Source organism: Streptomyces sp. NTH33 (genome assembly GCF_003236365.1).
Classification (GTDB): domain Bacteria; phylum Actinomycetota; class Actinomycetes; order Streptomycetales; family Streptomycetaceae; genus Streptomyces.
This window is the reverse complement of the sequence record NZ_POTZ01000403.1, coordinates 1-6,374: the sequence shown is the minus strand read 5'-3', so window position 1 is coordinate 6,374 and position 6,374 is coordinate 1. Positions and strand designations below refer to the sequence as shown.

Annotated in this window: 3 protein-coding genes and 1 tRNA gene; all 4 read right to left on the bottom strand. The window is 67.4% G+C overall.

Annotation, left to right across the window (positions count from 1 at the left end; translation table 11 throughout):
* Positions 1-343: 343 nt before the first annotated feature.
* The 4 genes from C1I97_RS28640 to gyrB all read right to left on the bottom strand — a co-directional run bounded on the left by C1I97_RS28640 (position 344) and on the right by gyrB (position 5,979).
* Positions 344-420 (bottom strand) — tRNA-Ile (locus tag C1I97_RS28640).
* A gap of 123 nt (positions 421-543) precedes the next feature.
* A complete protein-coding gene (locus C1I97_RS28635) occupies positions 544-1,263 on the bottom strand; it encodes a DUF3566 domain-containing protein (RefSeq protein ID WP_111006032.1) in 720 nt (239 codons plus the stop codon).
* Between the two features lie 18 nt (positions 1,264-1,281).
* A complete protein-coding gene (gene gyrA / locus C1I97_RS28630) occupies positions 1,282-3,879 on the bottom strand; it encodes a DNA gyrase subunit A (protein WP_111006031.1) in 2,598 nt (865 codons plus the stop codon).
* A 42-nt stretch (positions 3,880-3,921) separates the two neighbouring features.
* Positions 3,922-5,979, bottom strand: coding sequence for a DNA topoisomerase (ATP-hydrolyzing) subunit B (gene gyrB, locus C1I97_RS28625; protein ID WP_181446962.1), 2,058 nt, complete (start codon positions 5,977-5,979; stop codon positions 3,922-3,924).
* Positions 5,980-6,374 lie beyond the last annotated feature (395 nt).

Genomic DNA, 6,374 nt, shown 5'->3' with positions numbered 1-6,374 from the left:
CCATTCCCCTGCAACGCTGACAGCGCCGCACCGGCCCCGCCGGCGCCCCGCCCGCACCTATGACACAACGGCGACATTGCGTACAGCACCAGCCGCAACCCTGAAGACCCCCGGTCCCCCGACCGGGGGATCTTCGCGTTCCCGTCCCTGGTCTGCCTCGGCCTGCCTGGTCTCGGCCTGCCTGTCTCGGCCTGGTCCGCCTCGGCCCCTGCGATCCGGGGCCTTTTGGCGTTGTCGGCGTTGCCGGCCGTGGCTTCCCGCGTCGGCGCGTCCGCACACCGGTGCCCGGAAGACACCGGAAGACAGAAGACCCCCGGTCCCAATCGACCGGGGGTCTTTTCGCTGGTGGGGCTAACAGGATTTGAACCTGTGGCCTCATCCTTATCAGGGATGCGCTCTAACCAACTGAGCTATAGCCCCGCCGCGCTCTGCGGTGTGTGTCCCGCGCGCTGACTCCTGAAGATTAGCGCACCACGGGGGCAGTCCCAAAATCGGTTGTCGCAGGACCGTCGGCGGACGTTCGCGAAGCGCGTCGCGCCCGCGTCACTCGTCCTCGGCCAGCGTCAGCTCGATGCCGCCGACGAAGCCCGCGGAGAGGTTGTAGATGAACGCTCCGAGGGTCGCGAGGGCCGTGGCGAGAAGCACGTCGATGACGGCGATGACCGCCGAGAACATCAGGACGTTCGGGAGGGACAGGAAGGACTGCAGGTCGAAGCCGTTCGACTCGTTCGAGCCGGTGGCCTCGGAGATCTTCCCGCCGACCGTGGAGAACACGCCCATCGCGTCCATGACCATCCACAGCACGGCGGACGCCACGATGGTGCAGACGCCCAGCGCGATGGAGAGCAGGAAGCTGACCTTCATCACCGACCACGGGTCGGCCTTGGCCACACGCAGCCGGGCCTTGCGGGTGCGCGGCGCGGTACGCGCGCCCGTACGCGGCCGGCGTACCGTGTCCGCGGGCGCCGCGGCCGATGGGTAGGCCTGCGGCGGGTGGTACGGCCCCGAGGGCTGCTGCGGCTGCCGCTCCCCCGGCAGTGGAGAGCCCGCCGCCTGCTGGCCGGCCGCGGTCTGGGGCTGCGAGCCCCTGGCGTCCGTCACCGTTGCCCCCTGGGATCCGTGCGCGTCGGTCGCGGGCGACTTGATCGCCTGCAGGTTGGTCGTGCGCGTGTCCACCGCACGCGCGGCGGAGCCACGGCCGCCGCCGTCCGTTTCCGTACCAGTGGAGGTACCGGCCGATCCGGCGCCCGTGGCTCCGCTCACGATGACTCTCTCCTCGTACTACTCGGCCGAGGGCGCCTCACCCTCGTCCGTACCGGCGGTCGCGACATCTTCGGCGATGTCGTCCACGGCCACGTCGCCGTCGACTTCCTCCGCCTCGCGCCCCGCCTCGGCGTTACGTGCGATACCGACGACGGCATCGCGCTTGCCCAGGTTGATCAGTTGGACGCCCATGGTGTCACGGCCCGTCTCCCTGACCTCGTTGACCCGCGTACGAATCACGCCGCCGGAGAGCGTGATGGCGAGGATCTCGTCGCTCTCCTCGACCACCAGCGCACCCACGAGCGAACCGCGGTCCTCCACGATCTTGGCAGCCTTGATGCCGAGGCCGCCACGGCCCTGGACGCGGTACTCGTCGACTTGGGTCCGCTTGGCGTACCCACCGTCAGTGGCAGTGAACACGAACGTACCGGGTCGAACAACATTCATCGAGAGCAGTTCGTCGCCCTCGCGGAAACTCATGCCCTTGACACCCGAGGTGGCACGGCCCATGGGACGCAGGGTGGCGTCCGAGGCGGTGAACCTGATCGACTGCGCCTTCTTGCTGATCAGCAGCAGATCGTCCTCGGCCGAGACGAGTTCGGCTCCGATCAGTTCGTCGTCGGATCCGTCCTCCCGCGCGCGCAGGTTGATCGCGATGACTCCACCGGAGCGTGGCGAATCGTAATCCTTCAGAGGCGTCTTCTTGACCAGACCGGCCTTGGTGCCGAGCACCAGGTACGGCGCCGCCTCGTAGTCGCGGATCGCGAGGATCTGGGCGATGGCCTCGTCCGGCTGGAAGGCGAGGAGGTTCGCCACGTGCTGCCCGCGCGCGTCCCGGCCCGCGTCCGGCAGCTCGTACGCCTTCGCCCGGTACACCCGGCCCTTGTTGGTGAAGAACAGCAGCCAGTGGTGCGTGGTGGAGACGAAGAAGTGGTCGACGATGTCGTCCTCCTTCAGCTTCGTCCCGCGTACGCCCTTGCCGCCGCGCTTCTGGGCACGGTAGTCGTCGGTCTTGGTGCGCTTGATGTAGCCGCCGCGGGAGACCGTGACGACGATGTCCTCCTCGGCGATCAGGTCCTCGATGGACATGTCGCCCTCGTACGGGATCAGCTTGGTCTGCCGGTCGTCGCCGTACTTCTCGACGATCGCGGCCAGCTCCGCGCTGACGATCCCGCGCTGACGGACCTGGGAGGCCAGGATCTCGTTGTACTCGTTGATCCTCGCCTGCAGTTCGTCGTGCTCCTGGACGATCTTCTGACGCTCCAGGGCGGCCAGTCGCCGCAGCTGCATCTCGAGGATGGCGTTGGCCTGGATGTCGTCGATCTCCAGCAGGCTCCTCAGGCCCTCACGCGCGACCTCGACGGTCTCACTGCGCCGGATCAGCGCGATGACCTCGTCGATGGCGTCCAGGGCCTTCAGCAGACCGCGCAGGATGTGTGCCCGCTCCTCGGCCTTGCGCAGCCGGAAGCGCGTACGGCGGACGACGACCTCGACCTGGTGCGTCACCCAGTGGCGGATGAACGCGTCCAGCGACAGCGTCCGCGGCACGCCGTCGACCAGCGCCAGCATGTTGGCGCCGAAGTTCGTCTGCAGGTCGGTGTGCTTGTACAGGTTGTTCAGGACGACCTTGGCGACCGCGTCCCGCTTCAGCACGATGACCAGGCGCTGGCCGGTGCGGGAGCTCGTCTCGTCGCGGACGTCCGCGATGCCGCCGATCTTGCCGTCCTTCACCAGGTCGGCGATCTTCTGCGCGAGGTTGTCCGGGTTGACCTGGTACGGCAGCTCCGTGACCACCAGGCACTGGCGGTTCTGGATCTCCTCCACCTCGACCACCGCGCGCATGGTGATCGAGCCGCGGCCGGTGCGGTACGCCTCCTCGATGCCCTTGCGGCCCACCACCAGGGCGCCGGTCGGGAAGTCCGGGCCCTTGATGCGCTCGATCAGGGCCTCCAGGAGTTCCTCGTGGGAGGCCTCCGGGTTCTCCAGGTACCACTGGGCGCCGGCGGCGACCTCGCGCAGGTTGTGCGACGGGATGTTGGTCGCCATGCCGACCGCGATACCGGCCGAGCCGTTGATCAGCAGGTTCGGGAAGCGGGAGGGCAGGACGGTCGGCTCCTGGGAGCGGCCGTCGTAGTTGTCCGTGAAGTCGACGGTCTCCTCGTCGATGTCGCGGACCATCTCCATCGACAGCGGCGCCATCTTGCACTCGGTGTAGCGCATGGCCGCCGCCGGGTCGTTGCCCGGCGAGCCGAAGTTGCCGTTGGAGTCCACCAGCGGCATCCGCATCGCCCACGGCTGCGCCAGGCGCACCAGCGCGTCGTAGATCGAGGAGTCGCCGTGCGGGTGGTAGTTGCCCATGACGTCGCCGACGACACGGGCGCACTTGTAGAAACCCCGCTCGGGGCGGTATCCGCCGTCGTACATGGCGTACAGCACACGGCGGTGGACGGGCTTGAGACCGTCACGCACGTCCGGCAGCGCACGCGAGACGATGACGGACATCGCGTAGTCGAGGTAGGAGCGCTGCATCTCCGTCTCGAGCCCGACGGGCTCGACACGCAGCGTGGTCTCGCCCTCGGGGTCTTCAGGCGTGACGGGGGTGTTCTCGTCGGCCATTGCTGGTGGGATTCCTTCCTGGTGCGGTCAGCTGAGACCGACTCAGATGTCGAGGAAGCGGACGTCCTTGGCATTGCGCTGGATGAACTGTCGGCGGGCCTCGACGTCCTCGCCCATCAGGACCGAGAACAGGTCGTCGGCCTGGGCGGCGTCGTCGAGGGTGACCTGTCCGAGGACACGGTGGTCGGCGTCCATGGTGGTCACGCGCAGCTCCTCGGCGTTCATCTCGCCAAGGCCCTTGAAGCGCTGGATCGAGTCCTCCCGGACCCGCTTGCCGCGCCGGCGGCCCATCTCGATCAGCGCGTCACGCTCGCGATCGGAGTACGCGTACTCGACGTCCTCCCGGCCCCACTTGATCTTGTAGAGCGGCGGACGGGAGAGGAACACGTGCCTGGCCTCGATCAGCGGCCGCATGAAGCGGAACAGGAAGGTCAGCAGCAGAGTGTTGATGTGCTGGCCGTCGACGTCGGCGTCCGCCATCAGGATGATCTTGTGGTAGCGGAGCTTGTCGATGTCGAAGTCCTCGTGCACGCCCGTGCCGAACGCGGAGATCAGTGCCTGGATCTCCTGGTTCTGCAGGATCTTGTCCAGGCGTGACTTCTCCACGTTGAGGATCTTGCCGCGGATGGGGAGAATCGCCTGGTACTCGGGGTTCCGGCCGGACTTGGCCGAACCGCCGGCGGAGTCGCCCTCGACGATGAAGATCTCGCACTTGGTGGGGTCGTTGGACTGACAGTCCGACAGCTTGCCGGGCAGGGACGCGGACTCCAGCAGGCCCTTGCGGCGGGTCAGGTCGCGCGCCTTGCGGGCCGCCACGCGCGCGGTGGCCGCCTGGATGCCCTTGCGGACGATGTCCGCGGCCTCGTTCGGGTTGCGGTCCAGCCAGTCGTTGAGGTGCTCGTAGACCGCCCTCTGGACGAAGGTCTTCGCCTCCGTGTTGCCCAGCTTGGTCTTCGTCTGGCCCTCGAACTGCGGCTCGCTCAGCTTGACCGAGATGATCGCGGTCAGCCCCTCGCGGATGTCGTCACCCGTGAGGTTGTCGTCCTTGTCACGCAGCAGCTTCTTGTCGCGCGCGTACTTGTTGATCAGCGAGGTCAGCGCCGCGCGGAAGCCCTCCTCGTGCGTACCGCCCTCATGGGTGTGGATGATGTTGGCGAACGAGTACACGCCCTCGCTGTAGCCGCTGTTCCACTGCATCGCGACCTCGAGGGACAGGCTCTTGTCCTTGTCCTCCGCCTCCAGGTCCACGACCGAGGGGTGCACCACGTCCCCCTTGCGGGAGTTGAGGTACTTCACGAAGTCGACGATGCCGCCGTCGTAGCAGTACGTGACGGCCTTGACCTCGTCCTTCTCGTCCGCGCCCGCCTCGTCCGCACCGGCGGTGGCCTTCGCCGACTCCCGCTCGTCGGTCAGCTTGAGCGTCAGACCCTTGTTGAGGAACGCCATCTCCTGAAAGCGCCGCGACAGCGTCTCGAAGGAGTAGTCGGTGGTCTCGAAGATGTCCGGGTCGGCCCAGAACGTGACCGACGTACCGGTCTCGTCCGTCTCCTCGTGCCGGGCCAGCGGCGCCGTCGGGACGCCCATCTTGTACTCCTGCGTCCAGCGGTAGCCGTCGGTCCTGATCTCCACGGACACCTTGCTGGACAGGGCGTTCACGACGGACACACCCACACCGTGCAGACCGCCGGACACCGCGTAGCCGCCGCCGCCGAACTTGCCGCCCGCGTGCAGGACGGTCAGCACGACCTCCACGGCCGGCTTGTTCTCGGACGGAACGATGCCCACCGGAATGCCGCGCCCGTTGTCGACGACACGCACGCCGCCGTCGGACAGAATCGTCACGTCGATGGTGTCCGCGTACCCGGCCAGCGCCTCGTCGACGGAGTTGTCGACCACCTCGTACACGAGGTGGTGCAGGCCACGCTCACCGGTCGAGCCGATGTACATACCGGGTCGCTTGCGGACCGCGTCCAGGCCCTCGAGGACGGTGATCGCGCTGGCGTCGTAGGAGGCCGTAGCCTCACCGTTCGAGGAGACGGCACCGTTCACGCCGGCGTCGGTGGACGGGATGTTCTCGTTGGGGTTGCCGGAATCGGCCACGAAGCGCCCTTTCTGGCACAGCACGAGCCAGGCTCGTCGGCGGGTTGCCGGAGCGGCTGCGGCATGTTGCGTTGATAAGCCTTGATCAGCGTTGCTCAGCTTTTCCCGGACGGTCCCCACGTTCGGGGCGGGATTGTCTTCCAGTCTACCGGTAGCGCAGACAGTGATGGGTGTTTGCCGGTACCTGAGTACGCATGTGGCGCCCTGAACCGGTCTTGGCCGGGTACCGATATGCACAAGGGGGCTCCAAGGGGCTCACAGCGGCACTCAGCGCTTCCGGGCATCAACCCTTCGCTACCCCCGGGTCAGGTCGGGATTCGCAAGAGCGTGCGGTTGCGCGACAAGCGACCACCCCACCCCGCCACACGCCCCTCCCGAACCCCTGTCTCTTATAC

Excerpts from the sequence above, each read along its gene's own strand:
- gyrA (WP_111006031.1), bottom strand. The coding sequence starts at position 3,879 with ATGGCCGACGAGAACACCCCCGTCACGCCTGAAGACCCCGAGGGCGAG.